Source organism: Streptomyces sp. NPDC052109 (genome assembly GCF_040680195.1).
In the GTDB taxonomy this organism is placed as follows: Bacteria; Actinomycetota; Actinomycetes; order Streptomycetales; family Streptomycetaceae; genus Streptomyces.
Map to the genome: position 1 here is coordinate 97080 of NZ_JBFAWF010000005.1, position 25314 is coordinate 122393.

General features: G+C 72.7%; 22 protein-coding genes. 16 read left to right on the forward strand and 6 right to left on the reverse strand.

Annotated features, from left to right (window positions below):
* Positions 1-85: 85 nt before the first annotated feature.
* Both AB0L59_RS13370 and AB0L59_RS13375 read left to right on the forward strand, forming a co-directional pair.
* Positions 86-895, forward strand: coding sequence for a hypothetical protein (locus AB0L59_RS13370; RefSeq protein WP_365582733.1), 810 nt, complete (start codon positions 86-88; stop codon positions 893-895).
* 29 nt (positions 896-924) lie between these two features.
* Complete coding sequence (locus tag AB0L59_RS13375; RefSeq protein WP_365582360.1) at positions 925-1272, forward strand: rhodanese-like domain-containing protein; 348 nt, start codon at positions 925-927, stop codon at positions 1270-1272.
* Between the two features lie 75 nt (positions 1273-1347).
* Here the strand turns inward: AB0L59_RS13375 and AB0L59_RS13380 are convergent, their stop codons facing one another.
* Positions 1348-2490: an acyl-CoA dehydrogenase family protein gene (locus AB0L59_RS13380; RefSeq protein ID WP_365582362.1), complete on the reverse strand. Its 1143-nt coding sequence runs from the start codon at positions 2488-2490 to the stop codon at positions 1348-1350.
* Between the two features lie 657 nt (positions 2491-3147).
* On the opposite strand from AB0L59_RS13380, the gene AB0L59_RS13385 reads away from it, so the two are divergent.
* Genes AB0L59_RS13385 through AB0L59_RS13395 form a run of 3 tightly spaced genes read left to right on the forward strand, consistent with a single transcriptional unit; the run spans position 3148 to position 6004 of the window.
* Positions 3148-4008 (forward strand): DUF5819 family protein, encoded by an 861-nt coding sequence (locus AB0L59_RS13385; protein ID WP_365582363.1) that lies wholly within the window; start codon positions 3148-3150, stop codon positions 4006-4008.
* The gene (locus AB0L59_RS13390; RefSeq protein ID WP_365582365.1) at positions 4005-5252 is read left to right on the forward strand and encodes an HTTM domain-containing protein; all 1248 of its coding nucleotides are present in this window, start codon (positions 4005-4007) and stop codon (positions 5250-5252) included. Before AB0L59_RS13385 ends, AB0L59_RS13390 begins: the two co-directional genes overlap by 4 nt.
* Positions 5249-6004 (forward strand): TrmH family RNA methyltransferase, encoded by a 756-nt coding sequence (locus tag AB0L59_RS13395; RefSeq protein ID WP_365582367.1) that lies wholly within the window; start codon positions 5249-5251, stop codon positions 6002-6004. The genes AB0L59_RS13390 and AB0L59_RS13395 overlap by 4 nt, the downstream gene beginning before the upstream one ends.
* On the opposite strand, the gene paaN is transcribed toward AB0L59_RS13395, so the two are convergent.
* Positions 6001-7692 carry a phenylacetic acid degradation protein PaaN gene (gene paaN / locus AB0L59_RS13400; RefSeq protein ID WP_365582369.1) on the reverse strand — a complete coding sequence of 564 codons (1692 nt, stop codon included), beginning with the start codon at positions 7690-7692 and terminating at the stop codon, positions 6001-6003. The genes AB0L59_RS13395 and paaN overlap by 4 nt on opposite strands.
* 159 nt (positions 7693-7851) lie before the next feature.
* On the opposite strand from paaN, the gene AB0L59_RS13405 reads away from it, so the two are divergent.
* Complete coding sequence (locus tag AB0L59_RS13405) at positions 7852-9369, forward strand: 3-hydroxyacyl-CoA dehydrogenase (RefSeq protein ID WP_365582370.1); 1518 nt, start codon at positions 7852-7854, stop codon at positions 9367-9369.
* Entirely contained in the window at positions 9366-9953 is a 588-nt protein-coding gene (locus tag AB0L59_RS13410; protein WP_365582372.1) for a TetR/AcrR family transcriptional regulator, read from the forward strand. The genes AB0L59_RS13405 and AB0L59_RS13410 overlap by 4 nt, the downstream gene beginning before the upstream one ends.
* A 29-nt stretch (positions 9954-9982) precedes the next feature.
* Here the strand turns inward: AB0L59_RS13410 and AB0L59_RS13415 are convergent, their stop codons facing one another.
* Positions 9983-10468 carry an Lrp/AsnC family transcriptional regulator gene (locus AB0L59_RS13415; protein ID WP_365582735.1) on the reverse strand — a complete coding sequence of 162 codons (486 nt, stop codon included), beginning with the start codon at positions 10466-10468 and terminating at the stop codon, positions 9983-9985.
* Between the two features lie 190 nt (positions 10469-10658).
* On the opposite strand from AB0L59_RS13415, the gene pdhA reads away from it, so the two are divergent.
* From pdhA to AB0L59_RS13450, 7 genes are all read left to right on the forward strand, one after another.
* A complete protein-coding gene (pdhA, locus tag AB0L59_RS13420; protein ID WP_365582374.1) occupies positions 10659-11813 on the forward strand; it encodes a pyruvate dehydrogenase (acetyl-transferring) E1 component subunit alpha in 1155 nt (384 codons plus the stop codon).
* Positions 11810-12814, forward strand: a complete 1005-nt coding sequence (locus AB0L59_RS13425) for an alpha-ketoacid dehydrogenase subunit beta (protein WP_365582376.1) — start codon at positions 11810-11812, stop codon at positions 12812-12814. Before pdhA ends, AB0L59_RS13425 begins: the two co-directional genes overlap by 4 nt.
* On the forward strand, positions 12814-14181 hold the full coding sequence (locus AB0L59_RS13430; protein ID WP_365582378.1) for a dihydrolipoamide acetyltransferase family protein: 1368 nt from the start codon (positions 12814-12816) through the stop codon (positions 14179-14181). The genes AB0L59_RS13425 and AB0L59_RS13430 overlap by 1 nt, the downstream gene beginning before the upstream one ends.
* Positions 14182-14250: 69 nt before the next feature.
* Entirely contained in the window at positions 14251-15156 is a 906-nt protein-coding gene (locus tag AB0L59_RS13435; RefSeq protein ID WP_365582380.1) for an NTP transferase domain-containing protein, read from the forward strand.
* On the forward strand, positions 15153-16502 hold the full coding sequence (locus AB0L59_RS13440; RefSeq protein WP_365582381.1) for a molybdopterin molybdotransferase MoeA: 1350 nt from the start codon (positions 15153-15155) through the stop codon (positions 16500-16502). Before AB0L59_RS13435 ends, AB0L59_RS13440 begins: the two co-directional genes overlap by 4 nt.
* On the forward strand, positions 16499-17596 hold the full coding sequence (locus AB0L59_RS13445) for a potassium channel family protein (protein WP_365582383.1): 1098 nt from the start codon (positions 16499-16501) through the stop codon (positions 17594-17596). Before AB0L59_RS13440 ends, AB0L59_RS13445 begins: the two co-directional genes overlap by 4 nt.
* 74 nt (positions 17597-17670) lie before the next feature.
* A complete protein-coding gene (locus AB0L59_RS13450) occupies positions 17671-18651 on the forward strand; it encodes an NAD(P)H-quinone oxidoreductase (RefSeq protein ID WP_365582384.1) in 981 nt (326 codons plus the stop codon).
* Positions 18652-18704: 53 nt separating this feature from the next.
* On the opposite strand, the gene AB0L59_RS13455 is transcribed toward AB0L59_RS13450, so the two are convergent.
* On the reverse strand, positions 18705-19496 hold the full coding sequence (locus AB0L59_RS13455; protein WP_365582386.1) for a hypothetical protein: 792 nt from the start codon (positions 19494-19496) through the stop codon (positions 18705-18707).
* Between the two features lie 152 nt (positions 19497-19648).
* Here AB0L59_RS13455 and AB0L59_RS13460 point away from each other — a divergent pair, with 152 nt between their 5' ends.
* A complete protein-coding gene (locus AB0L59_RS13460) occupies positions 19649-20191 on the forward strand; it encodes a bacterial proteasome activator family protein (RefSeq protein WP_365582388.1) in 543 nt (180 codons plus the stop codon).
* 364 nt (positions 20192-20555) lie between these two features.
* On the opposite strand, the gene AB0L59_RS13465 is transcribed toward AB0L59_RS13460, so the two are convergent.
* Positions 20556-22184, reverse strand: a complete 1629-nt coding sequence (locus AB0L59_RS13465) for a protein kinase (protein WP_365582390.1) — start codon at positions 22182-22184, stop codon at positions 20556-20558.
* 343 nt (positions 22185-22527) lie between these two features.
* Between AB0L59_RS13465 and AB0L59_RS13470 the strand changes: the two genes are divergently transcribed.
* Entirely contained in the window at positions 22528-24180 is a 1653-nt protein-coding gene (locus AB0L59_RS13470; RefSeq protein WP_365582391.1) for a protein kinase, read from the forward strand.
* Between the two features lie 88 nt (positions 24181-24268).
* On the opposite strand, the gene AB0L59_RS13475 is transcribed toward AB0L59_RS13470, so the two are convergent.
* Positions 24269-25312, reverse strand: a complete 1044-nt coding sequence (locus AB0L59_RS13475; protein WP_365582393.1) for a phosphotransferase — start codon at positions 25310-25312, stop codon at positions 24269-24271.
* Between the last annotated feature and the right edge of the window lie 2 nt (positions 25313-25314).

Genomic DNA, 25314 nt, shown 5'->3' on the forward strand with positions numbered 1-25314 from the left:
CCACCCCGCTGATCCCCCGAGGGCCCAACGGCGAGACTCCGCACCCCCGGACCTGGCCGAGCGCAGCGGCTACGCTGGCCGGGTGGTGACGACTCCGGAAGCCGAACAGGCACCGCGGCCCGAAGAACGGCTCGAGCAGGCCGTACGGGCCGCCGAGCAGGCGTTGATCGAGTACGAGATCGCCGTGGAGACCTTCCGCGTCGAGGTCGAGAACTTCGCCCGGCTGCACGAGCAGCGGCTCGGCCCCCTCTACGCCCGCATCGAGCAGCTGGACGCCGAGATCGCCGAGGCGAAGGCCGCCCGCACCGGCGACCCGGAGGACATCCGCCGCGCCGAGGAGGCCCGCGCCCGGGTCCTGCCGATCCCCGGCGTGGAGGAACTGCTGCACGGCTGGATGGACGGCCAGGGCCTGTTCCCGGAAGCCGCCGCCATGCTCACCGACCAGGCCGTACGCCCCCCGGAGCGGGTGCGGCCCAGCGAGGAGGCCCGCAAGCTCTACCGCGAGCTGGCCCGCAAGGCCCACCCCGACCTCGCGCAGGAAGAAGAGGAGCAGAAGCGGCGCGAGGAATTCCTCTCCCGCGTCAACGCCGCCTACGCCCGCGGCGACGAAGCACTGCTGAAGGAACTGGCCGAGGAATGGGCGGCCGGCCCGCTGCCGCCCGAGCGGCGCCCGAGCCCGGCCGAGGAGCTGTACGCCCGGCTGGAATGGCTCTCCCAGCGCAAGGAGCTGCTCACCCTCGTCGCACGGGAACTGGAGGACGGCGCCATCGCCGGCATGCTCCGCCTCGCCCCGGACGACCCCGACGGGCTCCTCGAGGAGATCGCCGGCAGGCTGCGCGCCGACATCGCCCAGCGTGAGGCGGAGCTCGCGGCCCTGCTGGGACAGGACCGGTGACCCCGGCGCCTTCGGGTAGCGTCGGGGACATGAACTTCGCAGCTCGTGTACCCACGGTCGAGGTCGCGGACCTCAAGGACGGCGACTTCCTGCTGGACGTCCGCGAGGACGACGAGTGGCAGGCGGGCCACGCCCAAGGAGCCCTGCACATCCCCATCAGCGAGTTCGTCGCGCGCTACGGCGAGCTGACCGAGGCCGCCCCGCAGGACGGCCGCGTCCACGTCATCTGCCGCTCCGGAGGCCGCTCGGCGCAGGTCACCATGTACCTGGTCCAGCAGGGCATCGACGCGGTGAACGTCGACGGCGGCATGCAGGTCTGGCAGGCCGCGGGCCGCCAGGTGATCACGGACGACGGTCAGCCCGGCTTCGTCCTGTAACGCGTCGGGGCGGTGAGCACGCCGAGTCCGGCCGGCAGCTCGTCGCCGTCGTCGCTGCCGTGTCCGGGGGCGCGGTCAGCCCAGCGGATGGGCCGCCAGCAGGTCCCCGAGCCGCTCCTCGTACGCCGCCGCCGGACCGAGCGCCAGCTCCAGGTGCTTGGCCCAGGCGTGATAGCGGTGCAGCGGGCAGTCGGTGTCGGCGCCGAACCCGCCGTGCAGATGCTGTGCCGTCTGCACCGTCCGGCGCACCCCCTCCGCCGCCCAGATCTTCGCCACGGCGACGTCCCCGGCGGCGGGCAGCGCCCCCGGCGCACCCGAGGCGATCCGCCACGCGGCCTGCCACAAAGTGGCCTCCATGGCCCGCAGATCGATGTACCGGTCCGCGGCCTGCACGGCCACCGCCTGGAAGGACGCGATCGGAAATCCGAACTGCTCGCGCCTGCCGGTGTACTCGGCGGTCATGCCCAGCACCCGCTCGCCCAGCCCGAGCGCCAGCGCGCAGATACCGGTGGCGAGCAGTGCATGCAGCCACTCCCAGGCGCCGTCCGCCTCGATGACATCGCCCGCGTCGATCCGTACGGACGTGAGCCGCAGCTCCGCCAGCCGCTCCCCGCTGGTGGACACCTGCTCGGCCGGCACCAACCCCTCCGCATCGCGCGGGACCAGCGCGAGCACGGTCCGCTCGGCCGTCGTCCCCTCCAGATGCGCCGGTACCACGAAGAGGTCCGCGTCGTACGCCCACGGCACCGCCGTCTGCATCCCGTCCAGCACCCATGCCGTACCGTCCCGCCGTGCGGCGACGGCCAGTTCGGCCGGGTCGTGGCCGCTGCGCCCGTGTGCCGCGACGGTCAGCACCAGCTCGCCCCGGCCGGCCCGCGCCAGCAGCCGCTCCGCCAACTCCGGGCCACCGAAGGCCTGTACGGCAACTGCCGCCGCGCTGTGCTCCAGCAGCGGCACCCGGGCGAGCACCTTGGCGGACTCCCTGAGCACCAGGCACAGCGCGATCGCGTCCAGACCTGAACCGCCGTACGCCTCGTCGAGCAGCAGACTCAGCAGGTCCGCCTCGGCCAGCCGGGACCACAGCTGCCGGTCGAAGCCATCGGCCACGGCGCCGGCGGTGAGCGCCGGGCTGGGCACCGCGTCCGGTACCACGCCGGCGAACACCCCGCGCGCCGCCTCGGCCGCCGCCCGCTGCTCCTCGGTGAAGGTGAAGTCCACGGCCTGTCCTTCCGACGGGGTCGGTGAGCTGACGGGGCGTCAAGATAGAACAGGTTCTAGGAGAAGGGAATGGTGCGGGGTCTCGGTGTTCCCGGGAGCCTCTCATCCTCCTGGGCCTTGGCCCCCAGGGTCGCCTTGCGGCGCAGGCAGGGAGTGCGCGGGTGATCCAGCCGGCCGCCGGGCACCCGGCCCGCCGCCGTGGTCATGCGATCCCCCTGTCCGGACTCCGTGGAGCCGCCTCGACCGACCGACCGACCGATCGATCGTTCGGCCCGTGTGTGGTCCTGCTGTGCCGGGGCGGCGGGAGGCGCCAACCGCTGTGGAAAACTCCCGCGGGCAGGCTGTGGACAACGTGCGGGAGGGGTGCGGGAGGCGGGTACGACCGGCACCGGCGCCGTGCCGCGTGGCGAGGACCACGGCCGTCGCGTGTACCCGGGGCTGCGCCCGGTGGCCGGGGCTGAGTACCGTTCCGTGCTACGCCGAGGAGCGGCGTACGTGGAGCATGGGACGCCCGTGGCGGCGCCGCATCACTGAGCCGAACGACTGAGCCGAAACGGGGGACGGGGCGGAATGGACGCGTACGACGAGGACCCGGGGGTCAGGCCCGACCCCGGCGGATCGGCCGGGGCGCGTCTCCCGGAGGCCTCACCGGTTGACGTGGCTTCCCCGACTGGCACGGATGCCACGGGCGGCGCGGACGCGGCGGCGGACGAGGGCCTTGAGGGCCCCGACGGCGCGGGGTCGGCCCAGGCAGCCGCGCCGGAGGGGCCGGCCGGTCCGGGCAGGGCCGCCCCGCCGGTCACGGCCCCCGAGCCCGACGCACCCGCGGGGGCCCCAGGGCGCGACGCACCCGCGCCGCCCCCGCGGCCCCGTACCGGAGTGGCCGCCCTCTCCCCCCGCTACCAGGTCGTCGCCGCCGTGACGCTCGCGGTGGTCGGGGTCGCCGCCTGTGTGCATCTGCTGATGGTGTTCCTCAGCCTCGCCCCCGCCAACACCGTGACCAAGCAGCACGGCAAGGCGGTCGAGGAGTGGGTGTACCCGGAGTTCGAGCAGAACTGGAAGCTGTTCGCGCCCAACCCGCTGCAGCAGAACATCGCCGTCCAGGTGCGCGCCGTGGTGCGGGCCAGGGACGGCGGGCTGCGCACCATCGGGTGGACCGACCTGTCCGCCCAGGACGGTGCCGCGATAGACGGCAACCTGGTGCCGAGCCACACCCAGCAGAACGAGCTGCGCCGCGCCTGGGACTTCTTCACCGCCACGCACAGCGCCGACAACCGTCCCGTGGGCCTGCGTGGCTCCCTCTCCGAGCAGTACCTGCGCCGGACCGTGGTGATGCGCCTGTACCGGACGTATCCGGCCGGCCGGGACGGCGTCATCCAGCGTGTGCAGATCCGTTCCAGCACCACCAATGTGCAGCCGCCCGGGTGGAGCGGTGAGCGCGTGTCCGACAAGCCTGTCTACCGCGTGCTGCCCTGGTGGACCGTGACGGCCGACGAGGCAGCGGGAGGTGTGAAGTGAACAGGTTCTCCCTGACCCTCTCGCGCGGCATCGCCAAGGTCACCGAGGCGGCTCTCGGGCCGTACCAGAGCGCCGTGATCCGCATCGGGTTCGCCGGGACGTGGCTGCTGTTCCTGCTGCGCGAGTTCCCGCACCGCCAGGAGCTGTACGGTCCGGCGGGGCCCTGGGGCTGGAATCTCGCCAAGCAGCTCACCGCCGACAACCACGCCTTCACGGCCCTGCTGTGGTCCGACGGGCAGCCGTGGTTCGAGTGCTTCTACCTGCTGGCGATCCTCGCGAGCGCCGCGCTGCTGCTCGGGTGGCGCACCCGGACGGCGTCGGTGCTGTTCATGGTGGGCGTGCTGTCGCTGCAGAACCGCAGCGTCTTCGTGGGCGACGGCGGCGACAACGTCCTGCACCTGATGTCCTTCTATCTCGTCTTCACGCGCTGCGGGCAGGTGTGGTCCCTGGACGCGCGACGGGCGGCGCGCGTCGAGGCCGCACGCGCGCGCGGGCAGCGGGTCTCCGCCGACAGGGTGGGGCCGGCGCTGTGGGCGGTGTGCGGTCTGGCGCTCGTCCTGGTGACGTTCACCGGCCGGTTCGACAACGGCTGGCTGATCCCCGCGCTGCTGTGGACGGCGTGGGTGGGGCTCGGCCTGTGGTGGGCCGCCGACCGCCGGGCGACGTCGCCGGAGCCGCGGATCCTGCTGGACGTCGTCGCCAACGTCCTGCACAACGGTGCCCTGCTCGTGATCATGGCGGAGGCCTGCCTGATCTATGCGACGGCCGGCTGGTACAAGATCCAGGGCTCGCGCTGGCAGGACGGCACGGCCGTCTACTACCCGCTCCACCTGGACTACTTCTCGCCCTGGCCCGGACTCGCCGACCTGATGTCCTCCAGCGGCACGATCATGATGGTCGTCGCCTACGGCACGGTCATGGTGCAGGTCGCCTTCCCGTTCACCCTGTTCAACCGGCGGGTCAAGAACGTCCTGCTGGTGCTGTTGATGATCGAGCACTCGGTGATCGCGGTCGTGCTCGGCCTGCCGTTCTTCTCGCTGGCGATGATCAGCGCGGACGCCGTTTTCCTGCCGACGGGGTTCCTGCGCCGGCTGGGCGCGCTCGTCGCACGCGCGTGTGAACGGTCCGTCCGGCGTGCGGACAGTACGGTGCCCGCGCCGCGCACCCCGGAGGAGAGCCCGCAGGGCCGATGGGAGTCGCCTCGTGCGAGCGCAGCAGAGCGTGGGGAAGGGTTCACCGCATGACCGACCCGCTGGCCCGCTGGCGCGCGCACGCCGATGACTCCGTGCTGCTCGACGGCTTCCATGCCCTCAAGCACGCGCTGCGCTTCGGGGCCGAGGTCCCGGTGGCCGTCACCACCGACCGAGGGGCGGCGCTCGCCCTCGCCGAGGAACTGGCCGGGGACGTCCGCGACGCCCTGGACGCGCTGCTCGCACAGGTGCCCGCGGAGACGTACGCCTCGCTCGTCCCGCGGCCCCACCCGACCGGCGTGGCCGCGCTCGCCGTACGGCCGTCCCGCGAGGCCGGTCTGCGCAGGCTCGCCCACACCCCGCGCACCGCGCCCGTGGTGGTCCTGGACAACCCGCGCAACCTCGGCAACGCCGGTGCCGTGATCCGGCTGGCCGCCGGCTTCGGGGCGACCGGGGTGGTCACCACGGGCACGCTCGACCCCTGGCACCCCACGGTGGTGCGCGGCGGCGCCGGCCTGCACTTCGCGACCGCGGTGGTGCGGCTGGGCGTCGACGAACTGCCCCCGGGGCCGGTGTTCGCACTGGACCCCGAGGGCGACGACATCCGGGGCGTGAGGCTCCCCGACGACGCCGTGCTCGCGTTCGGATCGGAGCGCAGCGGCCTGTCGGCCGAACTGCGCGCGCGTGCCGACCATCTGCTGCGGCTGCCGATGCGCCCCCAGGTCTCCAGCTACAACCTCGCCACCAGCGTGGCGATGACGCTGTACCACTGGAGTGCGACCGGGGGCGCGGTCCCGGCTTCCTAGACCTCCCGGCGCACCTCGACCACACGGAACCGGTTGGCCACGAACGCGCCGTCGGTGAGGGCCGCGTTCGCCGCCGGGTTGCCCCCTGATCCGTGGAAGTCGGAGAACGCGGCGGTCTGGTTCACGTACACCCCGCCGGTCAGGTTGAGCGACAGCTGGGCCGCCTCCTCCAGGCACACCTCCTCGACGGCCTGCTCCACCTCGCTGTCGCTGGTGTAGGCGCCGACCGTCATCGCGCCCTTCTCCCGGACCGTGCGGCGCAGCAACTCCACCGCGTCGCCCACCGAGTCGACCGCCACGGCGAAGGACACCGGGCCGAAGCACTCGCTCATGTAGGCCGCCTCGTCGTCCGGCTTGGCGCCGTCCAGCTTGACGATCACGGGTGTGCGGACCACCGCGCCCGGGAAGTCCGGGTTGGTGACCTCCCGCGAGGCGAGGGCGACTTCCCCGAGGCCTGCGGCGGCCTCCAGGCGTGCCTTGACGTCCGGGTTGACGATCGCGCCCAGCAGGGCGTTCGCGCGGGCGTCGTCGCCGAGGAGGCCGTCGACCGCGCGGGCGAGGTCGGCGGTGACCTCGTCGAAGGTCTTGGGGCCCTCGTCGGTGCGGATGCCGTCCCGGGGGACGAGCAGGTTCTGCGGGGTGGTGCACATCTGGCCGCTGTACAGGGACAGCGAGAACGCCAGGTTGGACAGCATGCCCTTGTAGTTGTCGGTGGAGTGCACGAGCACGGTGTTGACGCCGGCCTTCTCGGTGTAGACCTGCGCCTGCCGGGCGTTGGCCTCCAGCCAGTCGCCGAAGGACGTCGACCCGGTGTAGTCGATGATCCGGATCTCGGGGTGAGTGGCGAGGGTCTTGGCGATGCCCTCGCCGGGGCGCTCGGCGGCCAGCGCCACCAGGTTCGGGTCGAAGCCCGACTCGGTGAGCACCTGGCGCGCGACCTGCACGGTCAGCGCGAGCGGCAGGACCGCGCGCGGGTGCGGCTTGACCAGGACCGCGTTGCCGGTGGCCAGCGAGGCGAAGAGGCCCGGGTAGCCGTTCCAGGTCGGGAAGGTGTTGCAGCCGATGACCAGGGCGAGGCCGCGCGGGACCGGCGTGAACTGCTTGGTGAGGGCCAGCGGGTCGCGCTTGCCCTGAGGCTTGGTCCACTCGGCCGTCTCGGGCGTGCGGACCTGCTCCGCGTACGCGTAGGCCACCGCCTCCAGGGCGCGGTCCTGGGCGTGCGGGCCGCCCGCCTGGAACGCCATCATGAAGGCCTGGCCGCTGGTGTGCATGACCGCGTGCGCGAACTCGTGCGTCCGGTCGCTGATCCGCTTGAGGATCTCCAGGCACACCATCGCCCGGACCTCCGCGCCCGCCTCCCGCCACGCCCGCTGCCCGGCCTTCATCGCCGGGATCAGCACGTCCACGTCCGCGTGCGGATAGCTGACGCCCAGCTCGATGCCGTACGGCGAGACCTCGCCGCCCACCCAGTCGTCCGTGCCGGGCTGACCGAGGTCGAGGCGGGTGTTCAGCAGGGCGTCGAAGGCGGCCTTGCCCGCCGCCGCGTCCAGGCTGCCGTTCTCGCCGTAGGCCTTCGGATGCTCGGGGTGCGGGGACCAGTACGCGCGCGTGCGGATCGCTTCCAGGGCCTGGTCAAGGGTGGGCCGGTGCTTCGCGAGCAGGTCGTGGGCGGTCAGTTCGGCGGCCATGCGGGACCAACTCCTCGTCTGGAGAACTCGTCGTCGAGTTCGTGACCTTGCGGGAAGGGCAGCGGAATCGGGCGGTCAGAGCTAGAGTAACCGAACGATCGGTCGGGACAAGGGGGTCCGCCGCATCTGTGGAAAACGTCGTGCGGGAGGATCGCGGACATGACAGCACTCGACCTCAGCAGCCCCGTGGCGGTCGTCGGCACCGGCACCATGGGCCAGGGCATCGCCCAGGTCGCGCTGGTCGCCGGACACCCCGTGCGGCTGTACGACGTCGTCGCCGGGCGTGCCCGGGACGCGGCCGCGGCGATCGGCGCCCGCCTGGACCGGCTCGCGGAGAAGGGCAGGATCACCGGCGCCGACCGGGACGCGGCCCGCGCCCGCCTCGATCCCGCGGAGAGCCTTGCGGAGCTGGCGGACTGCGGGCTGGTCATCGAGGCCGTACTGGAGCGGCTCGACGTCAAGCAACAGCTCTTCGGCGAGCTGGAGGAGATCGTCGCCGAGGACTGCCTGCTCGCCACCAACACCTCCTCGCTGTCGGTGACGGCCATCGGCGGAGCCCTGCGCCATCCCGGCCGCTTCGTGGGCCTGCACTTCTTCAACCCGGCCCCGCTGCTGCCGCTGGTCGAGGTCGTCTCCGGGTTCGCCACCGACGTCGCCTCGGCCACGCGCGCGTACGAGACCGCCCGCGCCTGGGGGAAGACCCCGGTGGCCTGCGCCGACACCCCGGGCTTCATCGTCAACCGGATCGCCCGGCCGTTCTACGCCGAGGCCTTCGCCGTCTACGAGGCCCAGGCCGCCGACCCGGCCACCGTCGACGCGGTCCTGCGCGAGTCCGGCGGCTTCAGGATGGGCGCCTTCGAGCTGACCGACCTGATCGGGCAGGACGTCAACGAGTCCGTGACCCACTCCGTGTGGCAGGCCTTCTTCCAGGACGTGCGCTTCACCCCGTCCCTCGCCCAGCGCCGCCTGGTGGAGTCCGGCCGCCTCGGCCGCAAGACCGGCCATGGCTGGTACGACCACTCCGAAGGGGCCGAGCGGCCCGAGCCGCACACCGCCGACAAGGAGCAGCCGCCCGCCTACGTCGTCGCCGAGGGCCGCCTCGGCCCCGCCGCCGAGCTGCTCACGCTGATCCGCGAGGCGGGCATCCAGGTCCGCGAGGAGGACGAGGACAACGGCACCCGGCTGGTGCTGCCCAGCGGCGGCCGGCTGGCGCTCGCCGACGGCCAGACCGCCGTGGAGTTCCGCGACGTCGTCTACTTCGACCTCGCCCTCGACTACCGCACCGCCACCCGCATCGCCCTGTCCGCCTCCCAGGACTCCTCGCCGCGCACCCTCGCCGAGGCCACGGGCCTCTTCCAGGCCCTCGGCAAGGACGTCAGCGTCATCGGCGACGTCCCCGGCATGATCGTCGCGCGCACCGTCGCCCGGATCATCGACCTCGCCCACGACGCCGTCGCCAAGGGCGTCGCCACCGAGGAGGACGTCGACACGGCCATGCGCCTCGGCGTGAACTACCCGCTCGGCCCGTTCGAGTGGGACCGCAGGCTCGGCCGCGAGTTCGCGTTCGACGTCCTGGACGAGATGCACGAGCGCGACCCCTCCGGCCGTTATGCGCCGTCCCTCGCGCTCTACCGCCACGCATGCGCCATCGAAGACAAGCGGGAGGGCACTCCATGACCACGGCCAGGCGCGACACGTACACGCCCGAGACGCTGCTCGCCGTGGCCGTCCAGGTCTTCAACGAGCGCGGTTACGACGGCACCTCCATGGAGCACCTGTCCAAGGCGGCCGGTATCTCCAAGTCGTCGATCTACCACCACGTCAGCGGCAAGGAGGAACTGCTGCGCCGGGCCGTCAGCCGTGCCCTGGACGGCCTGTTCGCCATCCTGGAGGAGGAGCACGCGCGCGTGGGGCGGTCCGTCGACCGGCTGGAGCACGTCGTACGGCGCATGGTCGAGGTGCTCATAGGCGAGCTGCCGTACGTGACGCTGCTGCTGCGCGTGCGCGGCAACACCGCGACCGAGCGGTGGGCGCTGGAACGGCGGCGTGACTTCGATCACCGGGTCGCGGAACTGCTGAAGGCCGCGGCGGCCGACGGGGACGTACGCGGCGACGTCGAGGTCCGGCTGGCCACCCGGCTGGTCTTCGGAATGATCAACTCGATCGTGGAGTGGTACCGGCCCGATCCGCGGGGCGCCGGCGAACGCGAGGTGGCCGACGCGGTGGTCCGCCTGGTTTTCGCGGGTCTCAAGCAGACCTGAGGCACGTCACGCCGACGGCACCCCCACGGTCACGCCTCCGGCTCCAGGTCCTCCTCCTCGAACACCAGCAGCGTGCGGGTGCTGAGCACCTCGGGGATCGCCTGGAGCCGGGTGAGCACCAGCTCGCGCAGCGCCCTGTTGTCGGGCGTGTGCACCAGCAGCAGCACGTCGAAGTCACCGCCCACCAGAGCGATGTGGGAGGCGCCGGGCAGCTGTCTGAGCTGCTCGCGGACCGTGCGCCAGCTGTTCTGGACGATCTTCAGCGTGATGTACGCCGACGTGCCGTGCCCCGCCCGCTCGTGGTCCACGCGCGCGCTGAACCCGCGGATGACGCCGTCCTCGACGAGCCGGTTGATGCGCGCGTAGGCGTTGGCGCGCGAGACGTGGACGCGTTCGGCGACGGACCGTATCGAGGCACGGCCGTCCGCCTGCAGCATCTTCAGGATGTCCTGGTCGATGGCGTCCAGCGGGCGTGGAGGCGGCAGCGCGGGTCCGTCCTGCGGTCCGTCGGCCATTTGTTCAGCTGCCATTGCCCCCCGCTCCCTCGCCGTGGACGTCCTGCATTCATTCCAGGCTGTGGAGAACCGTTTGTCCACAGCCTGAAGGGGGCTGTAGCCAAAATGTGCCGGCGACCGAACAATCGGTTGGTGAGGCGAGTCACAGACGACCCGTCTCCCGTAGCCGCTCCCACGAGGAGGTGCCGTCATGACGGTCATGGAGCAGCGGGGCGCTTACCGGCCATCCCCGCCGCCCGCCTGGCAGCCCCGCATGGATCCCGCGCCGCTGCTGCCCGACGCCGAGCCCTACCGCGTCCTCGGCACCGAGGCGGCGGCCAAGGCCGACCCGGACCTGCTGCGCCGGCTCTACGCCCAGCTGGTGCGTGGCCGCCGCTACAACACGCAGGCCACCGCGCTCACCAAGCAGGGCCGCCTCGCCGTCTACCCCTCCAGCACCGGCCAGGAGGCCTGCGAGGTCGCCGCCGCCCTGGCCCTGGAAGAACGCGACTGGCTCTTCCCCAGCTACCGCGACACGCTCGCCGTCGTCGCCCGGGGCGTGGACCCCGTGGAGGCCCTCACCCTGCTGCGCGGCGACTGGCACAGTGGCTACGACCCCTACGCCCACCGCGTGGCCCCCCTCTCCACCCCGCTCGCCACCCAGCTGCCGCACGCCGTCGGTCTCGCGCACGCCGCCCGCCTCAAGGGCGACGACGTGGTCGCGCTCGCCCTGGTCGGCGACGGCGGCACCAGTGAGGGCGACTTCCACGAGGCGCTGAACTTCGCCGCCGTCTGGCAGGCCCCGGTCGTCTTCCTCGTGCAGAACAACGGCTTCGCCATCTCCGTCCCGCTCGCCAAGCAGACCGCCGCGCCCTCCCTGGCCCACAAGGCCGTCGGATACGGCATGCCGGGCCGGCTGGTCGACGGCAACGACGCGGCGGCCGTGCACGAGGTCCTCAGCGACGCCGTACGACACGCGCGCGCGGGCGGCGGCCCGACCCTGGTGGAGGCGGTGACCTACCGCATCGACGCCCACACCAACGCCGACGACGCCACCCGCTACCGCGGCGACGCCGAGGTCGAGGCCTGGCGCGCCCACGACCCGATCGAGTTGCTGGAGGCGGAGCTGACCGCGCGTGGACTGCTCGACGAGGCCGGCATCCAGGCCGCCCGGCAGGACGCCGAGGAGATGGCGGCCTCCTTGCGCGAGCACATGAACCGCGACCCCGAACTGGACCCCATGGCCCTCTTCGACCACGTCTACGCCGAGACCACCGCCCAACTGCGCGAACAGCGCGCCCTGCTCAGGGCCGAGCTGGAAGCCGAGCAGGAGCAGCACGGCGTGCAGGAAGGCGGCGCCCGATGACCACCGTCGCCGTCAAGCCCGCCACCATGGCGCAGGCCCTCACGCGCGCGCTGCGCGACGCGATGGCCGCCGACCCCGCCGTGCACGTCATGGGCGAGGACGTCGGCACCCTCGGCGGTGTCTTCCGGGTCACCGACGGCCTCGCCAAGGAGTTCGGCGAGGACCGGTGCACCGACACCCCGCTCGCCGAGGCCGGCATCCTCGGCACCGCCGTCGGCATGGCCATGTACGGCCTGCGCCCGGTGGTGGAGATGCAGTTCGACGCGTTCGCCTACCCGGCGTTCGAGCAGCTCATCAGCCATGTCTCCCGGATGCGCAACCGTACCCGCGGCAGGATGCCCCTGCCGATCACCGTCCGTGTCCCCTACGGCGGCGGCATCGGCGGCGTCGAGCACCACAGCGACTCCTCCGAGGCCTACTACATGGCCACGCCGGGACTGCACGTCCTCACGCCCGCGACGGTCGCCGACGCCTACGGCCTGCTGCGCCAGGCCATCGCCTCCGACGACCCCGTCGTCTTCCTGGAGCCCAAGCGGCTGTACTGGTCCAAGGACTCCTGGAACCCCGAAGAGCCCACGGACGTGGAGCCCATCGGCCGTGCGGTGGTGCGCCGCCAGGGCCGCAGCGCCACGCTGATCACCTACGGCCCCTCCCTGCCGGTCTGCCTGGAGGCCGCCGAGGCCGCGCAGGCCGAGGGCTGGGACCTGGAAGTGATCGACCTGCGCTCCCTGGTGCCGTTCGACGACGAGACGGTCTGCGCGGCCGTACGACGCACCGGACGCGCGGTCGTCGTCCACGAGTCCACCGGGTTCGGCGGGCCGGGCGGCGAGATCGCGGCCCGGATCACCGAGCGCTGTTTCCACCACCTGGAAGCGCCGGTGGTGCGGGTGGCCGGCTTCGACATCCCCTATGCGCCGCCCATGCTGGAGCGGCACCACCTGCCCGGCGTCGACCGCATCCTGGACGCCGTGGCCCGGCTGCAGTGGGAGGCCGAGGGCTGATGGCACAGGTGCTGGAGTTCAAGCTGCCCGACCTCGGTGAGGGGCTCACCGAGGCGGAGATCGTCCGCTGGCTGGTCCAGGTCGGTGACGTCGTGGCCGTCGACCAGCCGGTCGTCGAGGTCGAGACGGCCAAGGCGACGGTCGAGGTGCCCTGTCCGTACGGTGGTGTGGTCACCGCACGTTTCGGCGAGGAGGGCACCGAACTGCCGGTCGGTGCACCGCTGTTGACGGTGGCCGTGGGCGAATCGGCGCCCGCCGCCGAGCCGGACGGCTCCGGAAACGTCCTCGTCGGCTACGGCACGCAGGCCCCCGCGGCCCGGCGGCGCCGGGTACGCGCCGCGTCCTTGGGCCCGGCCGAGCTGAACGGTCGGGCCCGGCGAGCGGAGGCCACCGGTGAGGCGCGGACCGAGCGGAACGAACGGTCCCGGCAGCCCGTGGCCGCCGCCGCGCCCCCCGCGCGCGTGACGGCACCGGCGCCCGCCGAGGGACCGGTCCCGGTGATCTCCCCGCTCGTCCGCAGGCTCGCCCGGGACAACGGCCTGGACCTCAGGCAGCTGTCCGGCTCGGGCCCCGACGGGCTGATCCTGCGTGCCGACGTCGAGGACGTCCTGCGGCGGGGGAAGTCCGCCGGCGCCCTCACCGCGCACGAGCCGGTGCGCCCCGCCACGACCCCCGAGGGCGGTCTTCGCATCCCCCTCAAGGGCATACGGGGCGCCGTCGCCGACAAGCTCTCCCGCAGCCGACGGGAGATCCCGGACGCCACCTGCTGGGTCGACGCCGACGCGACCGAACTCATGCGTGCGCGTGCCGCCATGAACGCGGCCGGAGGGCCGAAGATCTCCCTCCTCGCGCTGCTCGCCCGCGTCTGCACGGCCGCCCTCGCCCGGTTCCCCGAGCTGAACTCCTATGTCGACGTCGAGGCCCGCGAGGTCGTCCAGCTCGACCACGTCCACCTCGGGTTCGCCGCGCAGACCGAGCGCGGGCTGGTGGTGCCGGTCGTCCGGGACGCCCACGCGCGCGACGCGGAGTCACTGACCGCCGAGTTCGCCCGGCTCACCGAGGCCGCCCGCACCGGGACGCTGACGCCCGGGGAACTCACCGGCGGCACCTTCACACTGAACAACTACGGGGTCTTCGGCGTGGACGGTTCCACCCCGATCGTCAACCACCCCGAGGCGGCCATGCTCGGCGTCGGACGGATCGTGCCCAAACCCTGGGTGCACGAAGGCGAGCTGGCGGTGCGCCAGGTGGTCCAGCTCTCGCTCACCTTCGACCACCGGGTGTGCGACGGCGGCACGGCAGGCGGCTTCCTGCGGTACGTGGCGGACTGCGTGGAACAGCCGGCGGTGCTCCTGCGCACCCTGTGACGCACGCGGGGCCCGTGAGCAAGGCCCCGCGGACGATACAAGCGGCACCCCTCGGGACATACTCGGGGGGTGACTGACAACGCCGCCCCCGGGACGCCGGTGCCGTACGACGCCGTCGTGCTGGCCGGCGGCGCCGCCCGGAGGCTCGGCGGGGCCGACAAGCCCGGTCTGCGGGTCGGGGGCCGGGCGCTCATCGACCGGGTGCTCACCGCCTGTGCGGGCGCCGGGACGACCGTCGTGGTGGCCGACCGGCGGCCCATCGCGCGGCCGGTGCGCTGGGTGCGCGAGGAACCGCCCGGCGCCGGACCGGTCGCCGCGCTGGAAGCCGGCCTGCGGCTCACCACCGCCGAGTACGCCGTGGTTCTCTCCGCCGACCTGCCCTTCCTCCGGCCGGACACCCTTCACCGCCTGTTGACCGCCCTCGGCGACACCGGGGCCGACGGCGCGCTGCTCACCGACGCCGACGGCCGCGACCAGCCGCTCGTGGCCGCCTACCGCACCGCCGCGCTCCGCCGCGAGCTGACCGTCCTCGGGGCCGGACCCGACGGCCTGACCGGACTGCCCCTGCGCCGGCTGACCGGCGCCCTCCGCCTCACCCGCGTCCCGGACCCGCTCGCGTCCTTCGACTGCGACACCTGGGACGACCTCGTCAACGCCAGGGCACGCATCAGGGAGCATGGGCACGTGTTGGATGAATGGATCTCCGCAGTCAAGGACGAGCTGGGCATCGACCTGGACGTCGACACCGGCGTTCTGCTCGACCTGGCCCGTGACGCAGCGCACGGCGTGGCCCGGCCCGCCGCCCCGCTGACCACCTTCCTCGTCGGATACGCCGCGGCCCAGGGCAAGGGAGGCCCCGAGGCCGTCGCCGAGGCCGCCCGCAAGGCTGCCGCGCTCGCGCTGCGCTGGGAGGAAGAGAACAGCGGAAACAGCGCAGAGAACAGCGGGGGCCCAGGCGCCCCGGACGCCGGATGACCGCCCGCGTGACCCGGGCCGGGACGCCCGCCCAGGACAGCGACGAACTCGACGTCGAGGAGGCCCTCGCCCTCGTGAGAGAGCCCCGGGGCGACCACCCGGGCCAGGTGCCCGCCCCGGCGCCCGCGGCACACGGCGAGCGGCACCGGGCCACCCCCTGGCCCCGGGCCCGTGAGATCGCCGCACGCGCCGCCCGTGCCCGGGTCCGCCGTGCCCCCGTCTCCGTGCCGCTCGGCGACGCCCTCGGCCTGGTCCTGGCCGCCCCTCTCGACGCGCTCACCGACCTGCCCTCCTTCGACACCTCCGCGATGGACGGCTGGGCGGTCGCCGGGCCCGGTCCCTGGGAGGTGCGGGACGAGGGAGTGCTCGCCGGGCACGCCCAGCCCGAGCCGCTCATCGACGGCGAGGCGGTCCGCATCGCCACCGGTGCCCGCATCCCGGCCGACACCACCGCGGTCCTGCGCAGCGAGCACGGCCGTACCGACACACAGGGCCGGCTCCACGCCACCCGGGAGATCGTGCACGGCCAGGACATCCGCCCGCGTGGCCAGGAATGCCGCACCGGCGATCAGTTGCTGCCCGTCGGCACCCGGGTCACCCCCGCCGTGCTGGGACTCGCCGCGGCGGCCGGGTACGACACCCTCACCGCCGTACCGCGTCCGCGTGCCGAAGTCCTCGTGCTCGGCGACGAATTGCTGACCGAGGGACGGCCGCACGACGGGCTGATCCGGGACGCGCTCGGCCCCATGCTGCCGCCGTGGCTGCGCGCGCTCGGCGCCGAGGTCGTCGCGGTGCGCCGGATCGGGGACGACGCCAAGGCCCTGCGCAAGGCCGTCACCGGCTCCGAGGCCGACCTCATCGTCACCACCGGCGGCACCGCGGCCGGACCCGTCGACCATGTCCATCCCGTCCTGGAACGCATCGGCGCCGAACTCCTCGTCGACGGCGTCAAGGTGCGACCCGGTCACCCCATGCTGCTGGCCCGCACCAAGGACGACCGGCACCTCGTCGGCCTGCCCGGCAACCCCCTCGCGGCCGTCTCCGGCCTGCTCACGCTCGCCGAGCCGCTGCTGCGCACCCTGGCCGCCCACCCGGCCCCCGAGCCGTACACGCTGCCCCTGCAGGAGGCGGTGCAGGGCCACCCGCACGACACCCGGCTGATCCCCGTGGTGCTGCGCGGCGACCGTGCCGTACCGCTGCACTACAACGGTCCGGCCATGCTCCGCGGCATCGCCGCCGCCGACGCGCTGGCCGTCGTACCGCCCGGCGGGGCCCGGCAGGGCGAGGAGACGGAGCTACTGGACCTGCCATGGGCGGCGGCCGGTATCGAGGTGTGTTTCACGTGAAACTTCCGGGCCATGACGCCATCGCCCGCCAAGCGGGCGAGCATCTGGTGACCCAGGGGGTGAAACTCCCGAGGAAAGTGGTGGAGCGCCCGATCCGCCAGGTCGCCAAACGGCTGCTCATGGCCCTGTTCGTGCTGGTCGCCACCGCGCTGGTCGTCTACGCCGATCACGACGGCTACCACGACAACGCCGATGGTTCGGTCGATCTGCTCGACGCCTTCTACTACGCGACCGTGACGCTCTCCACCACCGGATACGGCGACATCACCCCGGTCAGCGACGGCGCCCGGCTCACCAACATCTTCGTCATCACTCCCCTGCGCGTGCTGTTCCTGATCATCCTGGTCGGCACCACGCTGGAGGTCCTCACCGAACGCACCCGGGAGGAATGGCGCGTGAACCGCTGGAGGTCCGCCTTGCGCGATCACACCGTCGTCATCGGCTTCGGCACCAAGGGACGGTCGGCGATCCAGACCATCTGCGCGACGGGGCTGAAGAAGGAGCAGGCCGTCGTGGTCGACCCGAGCGCCAAGGCGGTCGACGCCGCGACCGCCGAGGGCTACGCCGGGGTCATAGGCGACGCGACCCGCAGCGACGTGCTCAAGCGTGCCGAGGTGCACAAGGCCCGCCAGATCATCGTGGCCCCCCAGCGCGACGACACCGCCGTCCTCGTCACGCTGACCGCACGGCAGCTCAACCGGACCGCGAAGATCGTGGCGGCCGTGCGGGAGGAGGAGAACGCCCCGCTGCTCAGGCAGTCCGGTGCCGACGCCGTCATCACCTCCGCCAGCGCGGCCGGCCGGCTGCTCGGTCTCTCCGTGCTCAGCCCCGCCGCCGGCATGGTGATGGAGGACCTGATCCAGCAGGGCAGCGGACTGGACCTCGTCGAGCGTCCGGTGGTGCGCGGCGAGGTGGGCAAGCGGGCGCGCGAGACCGACGACCTGGTGGTGAGCGTCCTACGAGGGCATCGGGTGCTCGGATACGACGACCCGGCGGTCGGCACGCTGCAGCTGACGGACCGGCTGATCACCATCGTGCGGGCGAGCCCGGGGACCCGGGGCACCCCGGGCATACGGCCGTTGCCCCGCGGCTGACACGGCGCGCCGGACTTCCGGGAGCGAGCGGGTCTGCCCTGGAGACGGCATCTGCGGGGAGTAGCGTCACAGGCATGCATGCGATCACGATTCCCGAACCTGGTGGTCCCGAGGCACTGGTGTGGGCGGAGGTCTCCGACCCGGTGCCCGGCGAGGGCGAGGTGCTGGTCGAGGTGGTGGCCAGCGCCGTCAACCGTGCCGACATCCTGCAGCGGCAGGGCTTCTACGACCCGCCGCCCGGCGCCGATCCCTATCCCGGCCTGGAGTGCTCCGGCAGGATCGCCGCGCTCGGCCCCGGAGTGTCCGGCTGGGCCGTCGGCGACGAGGTCGCCGCGCTGCTCGCGGGCGGCGGGTACGCAGAGAAGGTCGTCGTGCCCGCCGGGCAGCTGCTGCCCGTGCCCGAGGGCGTCGATCTCAAGCAGGCGGCCGCACTTCCCGAGGTGGTGTGCACCGTCTGGTCCAACGTGTTCATGATCGCCCATCTGCGGCCCGGCGAGACGCTGCTCGTGCACGGCGGGTCCAGCGGCATCGGCACCATGGCGATCCAGCTCGCCAAGGCCGTCGGGGCCGAGGTCGCGGTGACGGCCGGTACGAAGGAGAAGCTGGAACGCTGCGCCGAACTGGGCGCGGACATCCTGATCAACTACCGCGAGCAGGACTTCGTCGCCGAGATCAAGCAGGCCACCGGGGGTGCGGGGGCCGACGTGATCCTCGACAACATGGGGGCGAAGTATCTGGACCGCAACGTCCAGGCGCTTGCCGTCAACGGGCGGCTCGCGATCATCGGCATGCAGGGCGGGGCGAAGGGCGAGCTGAACATCGGCACGCTGCTCACCAAGCGGGCCGCGGTCAGTGCGACCTCTCTGCGGGCCCGGCCGGTGAGCGAGAAGGCGGCGATCGTGGCGGCCGTGCGGGAGCATGTCTGGCCGTTGCTGGCCGACGGCCATGTGCGGCCGGTCGTGGACCGGGAGGTGCCGATGGCGGAGGCGGCCGAGGGGCATCGCGTGGTGGAGGCGAGCGGGCACATCGGGAAGGTGCTGCTGGTCACCGCGTAGGGCCGCGCGAAGACGGAGGGCTTGCCGGGGCACGGGCCGGCCGCCGGTGTTCGTCAGTCCCGTCTGAGTCTGAGGCCCAGGAAGGCCAGGGCCAGGCCCAGGCCTATGAGGACCAGGCCGCTGCCCAGGGGGAGTATCTGGAGGACCGGTCCGGGGGCGGTCTGCTCCTGGGGGGCGGCGTTCCGGGCCTGGGGCCGGTCGAGGCCGGCGTCGGGGGCGTTCGAGGGCGTCGGCGTCGCGGTGGGCAGGTCCGCCGTCTCCGGCTCCTCCGGCAGGCCGGTGCCGGGAGCCCGGGTGGGGGCGGGATCGTCGTCGCCCTCCACCTCGGCCGCGGGCCCGTCCGGCCGGCCCGGCCGCATCCGCCCCTCGCCGGCCCGGCTGCCCGCGCGGGTCGGCTTGACGGCCGCCGCCGGGCGGTACGAGGCCGAGGCGGAGTCGGAGGGCATGGGGACCGGCGCGGGCTCGGTGAGGGGGGAGCCGTGGTGATCGGCATGAGCGGCGGGGTCCGGGGCGGCGGCATCCGGGGGCCTGGAGCCGGGATCGTGCGGGCGGTCGAGGGGGGTGGGCTCCGCGTGGTTCGGGCGGTACGGGCCGCCCGGGCGCGGCGGCGGTGCGGGGTACGGGTGTCCCGCTCCCGTGGGGCTGCCGGGGCGGGGCGCGGCGGCGTGCGCGGGTATCTCGGGTATGGAGTACCCGGTGCCGGAGCCGTACGCGGGTATGGAGTACCCGGTGCCGGAGCGGTACGCGGGCAGGGCCGCTGCGAGGGTGAGCAGCAGGCCTGTGCAGCGGAGCGAGGTGCGCAGCCATGGAGTCACGTCGGTGACCTCCCGGAGCCCGGATGTCATGATCGCCTGATCGATGAATGACCGACGGCTACAAGCGTCACATTCAGTGGCAAACAAGGCATTTCAGAGTGCGCCGTCGGGGCTAAACGGTGGATCAACCCCATGAGGGGGCACCACGGTGATGAGGTGTACGGGTGCGAGAGAATGGCGGCATGGAGATGCCGAGGAACGAACGGTTGCCGGAGAACCCCCAGATCCTCGTCGTGGGGCAGGACGGAATGGCGCTCGGCGGCGGCAACGGGGGCGACGAGTCCCGTGAGACCCCGGTGACGGAGCAGGTGGAACAGCCGGCCAAGGTCATGCGCATCGGCAGCATGATCAAGCAGCTGCTTGAGGAGGTGCGTGCGGCTCCTCTGGACGAGGCGAGCCGGGTGCGTCTGAAGGAGATCCACGCCAGCTCGGTGAAGGAGCTGGAGGACGGCCTCGCGCCGGAGCTGGTCGAGGAACTCGAGCGGCTCTCCCTGCCGTTCACCGACGACGTCACCCCGAGCGACGCGGAACTGCGTATCGCGCAGGCTCAGTTGGTGGGCTGGCTGGAAGGTCTCTTCCACGGGATCCAGACGACGCTGTTCGCCCAGCAGATGGCGGCGCGGGCCCAGCTGGAGTCGATGCGCCGCGCGCTTCCGCCCGGTGTGTCGGGGCATGAGGGCGACGAACCGCGCGCGGGCGGCCGGTCCGGCGGTCCGTACCTGTAACACCCCCGACCGCAGCTGGAACGACTGAGGCCTACCTGAAACGACAGGGCCCGGCACGCGATGTGCCGGGCCCGACTTCTGCGCAGCCTGCCGGTACTCCGGGTTGAGCGGATCCACGGATCCGCAGGCGGCACGTTGCCGGCGGACGTGACGGTCACGAGCCGGATCCCCTGGCTGTGGCCGTCGGCCTTGGTGTCCTTGAACCGCAGGGCCACCGACGTCGGCTTCGTCCCGCTCGACCAGGCCGACGTCCCGTCCCCGTAGGCCCGGTACGCGCTGCAGTCGACGTCGGCCCCGAGGACCGGCGCGTCAACTTGCATGCACGGATGTCCTTTTCAGGTCGTCCTCGCGGTCGTCCCCGCCGTCACTGCTGCGGGTTGCCCGTGGAGACGGTCAGTTCGATGGTGCCCGGCTTCTTCGCGTCGATGTCCGTGTTCGCGGCGGGGAACTGGTCCAGGACGGTGCCCTTGCCCCAGGTGTTGTCGTCCTGGTGCGTGACCTTGTACTGCCAGTGGGCGGCCTGGAAGCAGGCCTTCACGGAGTTGATGTCCTTGTACCGGAAGTCGGGCAGCAGGACCTTGGTCTCGTCGTCGTAGGCCTCGGTCGGCTCGGTGCACTTGGTCTTGTCGATCCGCCGCGTGGTGTCCGGCCCGCGGTAGCCCGCCGGGTGGGAGGAGGACGCCGAGGCGCCGGCGCCACCGCCCTTGTCGTCGCTGCCCTTGTTCATCGTCAGCGCGGCGATCAGGGAGACGACCGCGACGAGCGACACCACGATCGAGCCGATGATCACCGGCTTGTTGCCCCTGCCGCCGCCGGCGCCGGGTGTCTGCGGGACCTGCTGGGGCGAGATCGTGTACGGCGGCGTCGGCGAGGTCTGCGGAGCGTGCGGGCCGTAGCCCATCGAAGGCGGCGTCGGGTAGCCGCCCTGCTGCGGGTAGCCGTAGGCCGGGGCGGGCGTCTGCGGTGCGCCGTACGGGCCCGGCTGGTACGGCGTCCGGACCGGCCCCGGGGCGGCCTGCGCGGTCCGGTCGACCGGTGGGAACACCGCTGAGCCGACGCCCGCGCCGCTCTGCGTCGGTCCGGCGCCCGGCACGATGCTCGGCGCGGCCGCCTGGAAGGAGGCGGCGACGCGCAGGCACTCGTCGCGCATCGCCTCGGCGGTCGGGAAGCGCTCGTTCGGGTTCTTCTTCAGCGCGCGGGCGACCAGCGCGTCCACCGCGGGCGGCAGGGACCGGTTGATCGAGGAGGGAGCGACCGGCTCCTCCTGCACATGCGCGTAGGCGATCGCCAGCGGCGAGTCCGCGTCGAACGGCAGCCGGCCCGTGACCAGCTGGAACAGCATGATGCCGACCGAGTAGAGGTCGGAGCGGGCGTCCACGCCGCGGCCGAGGGCCTGCTCGGGCGAGAGGTACTGCGGGGTGCCGACGACCATGCCGGTCTGTGTCATCGACGTCACACCGGACTGCATGGCGCGGGCGATGCCGAAGTCCATGACCTTGACCACGCCGCGTTTGGTCACCATCACGTTGCCCGGCTTGATGTCGCGGTGGACCAGCCCCATCTCGTGACTGATCTCCAGCGCCGCCAGCACGTCCGCGGTGACCTTCAGCGCGCGGTCGGCGGGCATCGCGCCGTACTGCCGGACATCCCCCTCGAGGACCGAGCCCAGCGGGTGGCCCTCGACGTACTCCATGACGATGTACGGCACGGTCAGGCCGCCCAGATCGTCCTCGCCGGTGTCGAAGACCGACACGATGTTGGTGTGCGTGAGCTTCGCCACGGCCTGGGCCTCGCGGCGAAAGCGCTCTCTGAAGGCCTGTTCCCGGCCGAGTTCCGTGTGGAGGGTCTTGATCGCGACCTGGCGGTCGAGCACGGCGTCGTACGCCAGGTGCACCGAGGCCATACCGCCCTCGCCGAGCAAGTCGCGCAGCTGGTAGCGGCCACCGGCCAGGGCCTGCCCCGCGTACCGGCCGTGTGCGCCGTCCTGGCTCATCTCTCAGCGTCCCCCACTGGCCGTCCGGCGCCGTCACCCCGTGGACAGGCCTTGATCGAATGTGTCATTCCCGGCCAAGTCTGCCCCAGGGCACTGACACGTCAAGCGCGGTGCCCGTTCCGTGACCGTACGCGCAAGAAGCGTCGTGCAAGCGTTACAGGGGGCGTACGACCGGTTCACAGGATTTGCACGACAGCGCGTGCTACAGGTTTCATGGCCGGTCCGGCTTCGGCCGGGCCCGGTTCCGGTTCCGGACCGGTGGCTCGCGCGGAGGCTGTAGCGTGGCCGACGGAGACCGTGACAACACCGCGCGCACTGCGGGCAGAAACGACGGCGAGGACTGATGGCACAGACGCACAGCGCCCAGGGCCCGTCCGACCCCGAGGCGTCTGGCGGCGGCATGTCGGACGCGCCGGAGATGTGGGGCAACGGAGGGCTCGTCGGCGACGGCCGGTACCGGCTGACCCATCGGCTGGGCCGGGGCGGCATGGCCGAGGTGTTCGCGGCCGAGGACGTCCGTCTGGGCCGTACGGTCGCGGTGAAGCTGCTCCGCGCGGACCTGGCCGAGGACCCGGTCTCCAAGGCCCGCTTCACGCGCGAGGCGCAGTCGGTCGCCGGCCTGAACCACCACGCGATCGTCGCCGTGTACGACTCCGGCGAGGACTTCGTCGGCGGGCAGTCCGTGCCGTACATCGTGATGGAGCTGGTCGAGGGCCGCACCATCCGCGATCTGCTGTTGAACGCCGAGGCGCCGGGCCCCGAACAGGCTCTGATCATCGTCTCCGGGGTGCTGGAGGCGCTCGCCTACTCGCACCAGCACGGCATCGTGCACCGTGACATCAAGCCCGCCAACGTGATCATCACCAACAGCGGTGCCGTCAAGGTGATGGACTTCGGCATCGCGCGCGCCCTGCACGGGGCCTCGACGACGATGACGCAGACCGGCATGGTCATGGGCACGCCGCAGTACCTCTCCCCGGAGCAGGCGCTCGGCAAGGCCGTGGACCACCGATCCGACCTGTACGCGACCGGCTGCCTGCTGTACGAACTGCTCGCGCTGCGGCCGCCGTTCACCGGCGAGACCCCGCTGTCGGTGGTGTACCAGCACGTCCAGGACATGCCGACCCCGCCGTCGCAGGCCTCCGACGGCTGCCCGCCGGAGCTGGACGGCCTGGTCATGCGCTCGCTCGCCAAGGAACCGGACGACCGGTTCCAGACGGCCGAGGAGATGCGCGGCCTGGTCCAGTACGGCCTGCAGATGCTCTACGAGGCGGGTGGGCACACCGGCACCTGGAACACCGGCCCGGTGGAGGCGCACGACGGGCGGCACACCCCGCCGGGCGGCTTCACGGGCACGACCGCGATGCAGCACCCGGGCGACTTCGGCTCCGGCACGGCGCAGATCCCGCAGCCGATCCTGCCGCAGGGCTACGGCCACGGCGACGACGGCGGCTTCGAGGGGCACGGCAACCAGGGCAGCGGTCGCGGCAAGTTGTGGATCCTCGCCGTCCTCGCGGTCATCGCGATCGCGGCGGGCGTCGCGCTGGCGATGAACCACAACACCGGCAGTGGCGACAACAGCCCCGACACCAAGCCGCCGGCGACGCACTCGAAGTCCACGAAGGACCACTCGGACTCACCGAGCCCGTCGGACGACACCACCGACCAGCCCTCGGACACGTCCACCGACAGCAGCTCGGACGGGAGTTCGGGCGGATCCGGCTACACGCCGACGGACCCGCAGACCTCCCAGTCGCAGTCGACGGGACCGACCGACCAGCCGACGGACCCGCAGACCTCCCCGTCGCAGTCCACGGGTTCCACGACCGGTGGCACGGACACGGGTTCCACGACCGGTGGCACGGCCACGGGTTCCACGACCGGTGGCACGGCCACGGGTTCCACGACCGGTGGCACGGACACGGGCGCCACGACCGGCGGTACCGACACGGGCGCCACGACGGACGGCGGCACCGACACCGGCACCACCGGTTGAAGGACACCCACGGCACCCGTGACGGCGTCCGGCCGAGCGGCCGCCGACGGGCCGCGCACCGTCAGCCGGTGAACGTCATACGTGACCGTCACCCGGTGAACGCGTCGCACACCGCGTCGTACTCGCGCGTCCACCACACCGCGAGTGCCGACGCGGCCGGAAACTGGCAGTCCGCGCGCGTGTCACCGCGTTCGTAGTGCCAGCGCAGCATCCAGAAGTCGTTCAGCCGCTCCCACCACACCCGGTGCACGGCCGCCGTCAGTTCCGAGGGCGTGGCACCGGCCGCGCGCCGGTACGCCCGCGCGTAGGCGCGCACTTTCGGCAGGTCCAGGGCGCCTGCGGGCCGTACGAAGAAGATCGCGGCGGCGCGTACGGCCTCCTCGGCGCGGGGCTGCACGCCGAGCCGGTCCCAGTCGACGATGGCGGCCGGGGCGTCGTCCTTGTAGAGCAGGTTGAACGGATGGAAGTCGCCGTGCACCCATCCCACCGGGCCCCCGCGCGGCGGGCGCCGGTCCGCGTGCTGCTCCAGGAGCGCGCGGCGCTCCAGCAGCCGGTGCCGGGCCAGCTCGTCGAAGGCGTCGGCGGGGCGGTGCCGGCGCACATGGGCGAGCAGGTCGTCGATGAGGGCGAAGGTGTCGTCGGGGTCGGCACTCTCCACCGGGTGGGGGCTCGTGGCCGGACGTGTGCGCCCCTTGGGCGGCATCACGCGCTCCAGGCAGGCGTGCACGGCGCCCAGGAGCGCCCCGAGCCGTGCGCTCTCCCCGCGCGTGAGCTGGCCGCCGTGGCGGTGCCTGCCGTCGATCCACGGGTGCAGGGCGTAGGCGTGCCCGCCGACGACGGCGACCGTACGGCCCTCACGATGCGCGAAGGGTACGGCGACCGGGACGCCGAGGTCGGCCAGTCGCCGGGTGGCGCGGTGCCGGTGCTCGATGGCCGCCGGGTCGGCGGTGTCGGGGTCGAAGTGGTGCTTCAGGAAATAGCGGCCGCGGGTCGTGCACAGCCGGTAGCCGCGGTTGAGCAGGCCCTGGTCGACCGGCTCACAGGTGAGGGCGGTACCGGCCGCGTAGAGGCGCAGCAGGGTGCGAAGAGGGGGCGCTTGCGGCGCGGGGGGTGGTACACATGAGCGCGGCACGC

Excerpts from the sequence above, each read along its gene's own strand:
- paaN (WP_365582369.1), bottom strand. The coding sequence starts at position 7,692 with ATGGCCGCCGAACTGACCGCCCACGACCTGCTCGCGAAGCACCGGCCC.
- AB0L59_RS13465 (WP_365582390.1), bottom strand. The coding sequence starts at position 22,184 with ATGAGCCAGGACGGCGCACACGGCCGGTACGCGGGGCAGGCCCTGGCC.
- AB0L59_RS13410 (WP_365582372.1), top strand. The coding sequence starts at position 9,366 with ATGACCACGGCCAGGCGCGACACGTACACGCCCGAGACGCTGCTCGCC.
- AB0L59_RS13405 (WP_365582370.1), top strand. The coding sequence starts at position 7,852 with ATGACAGCACTCGACCTCAGCAGCCCCGTGGCGGTCGTCGGCACCGGC.
- AB0L59_RS13455 (WP_365582386.1), bottom strand. The coding sequence starts at position 19,496 with ATGACATCCGGGCTCCGGGAGGTCACCGACGTGACTCCATGGCTGCGC.
- AB0L59_RS13460 (WP_365582388.1), top strand. The coding sequence starts at position 19,649 with ATGGAGATGCCGAGGAACGAACGGTTGCCGGAGAACCCCCAGATCCTC.
- AB0L59_RS13395 (WP_365582367.1), top strand. The coding sequence starts at position 5,249 with ATGACCGACCCGCTGGCCCGCTGGCGCGCGCACGCCGATGACTCCGTG.
- AB0L59_RS13415 (WP_365582735.1), bottom strand. The coding sequence starts at position 10,468 with ATGGCCGACGGACCGCAGGACGGACCCGCGCTGCCGCCTCCACGCCCG.
- AB0L59_RS13440 (WP_365582381.1), top strand. The coding sequence starts at position 15,153 with ATGACCGCCCGCGTGACCCGGGCCGGGACGCCCGCCCAGGACAGCGAC.
- AB0L59_RS13425 (WP_365582376.1), top strand. The coding sequence starts at position 11,810 with ATGACCACCGTCGCCGTCAAGCCCGCCACCATGGCGCAGGCCCTCACG.
- AB0L59_RS13375 (WP_365582360.1), top strand. The coding sequence starts at position 925 with ATGAACTTCGCAGCTCGTGTACCCACGGTCGAGGTCGCGGACCTCAAG.
- AB0L59_RS13430 (WP_365582378.1), top strand. The coding sequence starts at position 12,814 with ATGGCACAGGTGCTGGAGTTCAAGCTGCCCGACCTCGGTGAGGGGCTC.
- pdhA (WP_365582374.1), top strand. The coding sequence starts at position 10,659 with ATGACGGTCATGGAGCAGCGGGGCGCTTACCGGCCATCCCCGCCGCCC.
- AB0L59_RS13450 (WP_365582384.1), top strand. The coding sequence starts at position 17,671 with ATGCATGCGATCACGATTCCCGAACCTGGTGGTCCCGAGGCACTGGTG.
- AB0L59_RS13470 (WP_365582391.1), top strand. The coding sequence starts at position 22,528 with ATGGCACAGACGCACAGCGCCCAGGGCCCGTCCGACCCCGAGGCGTCT.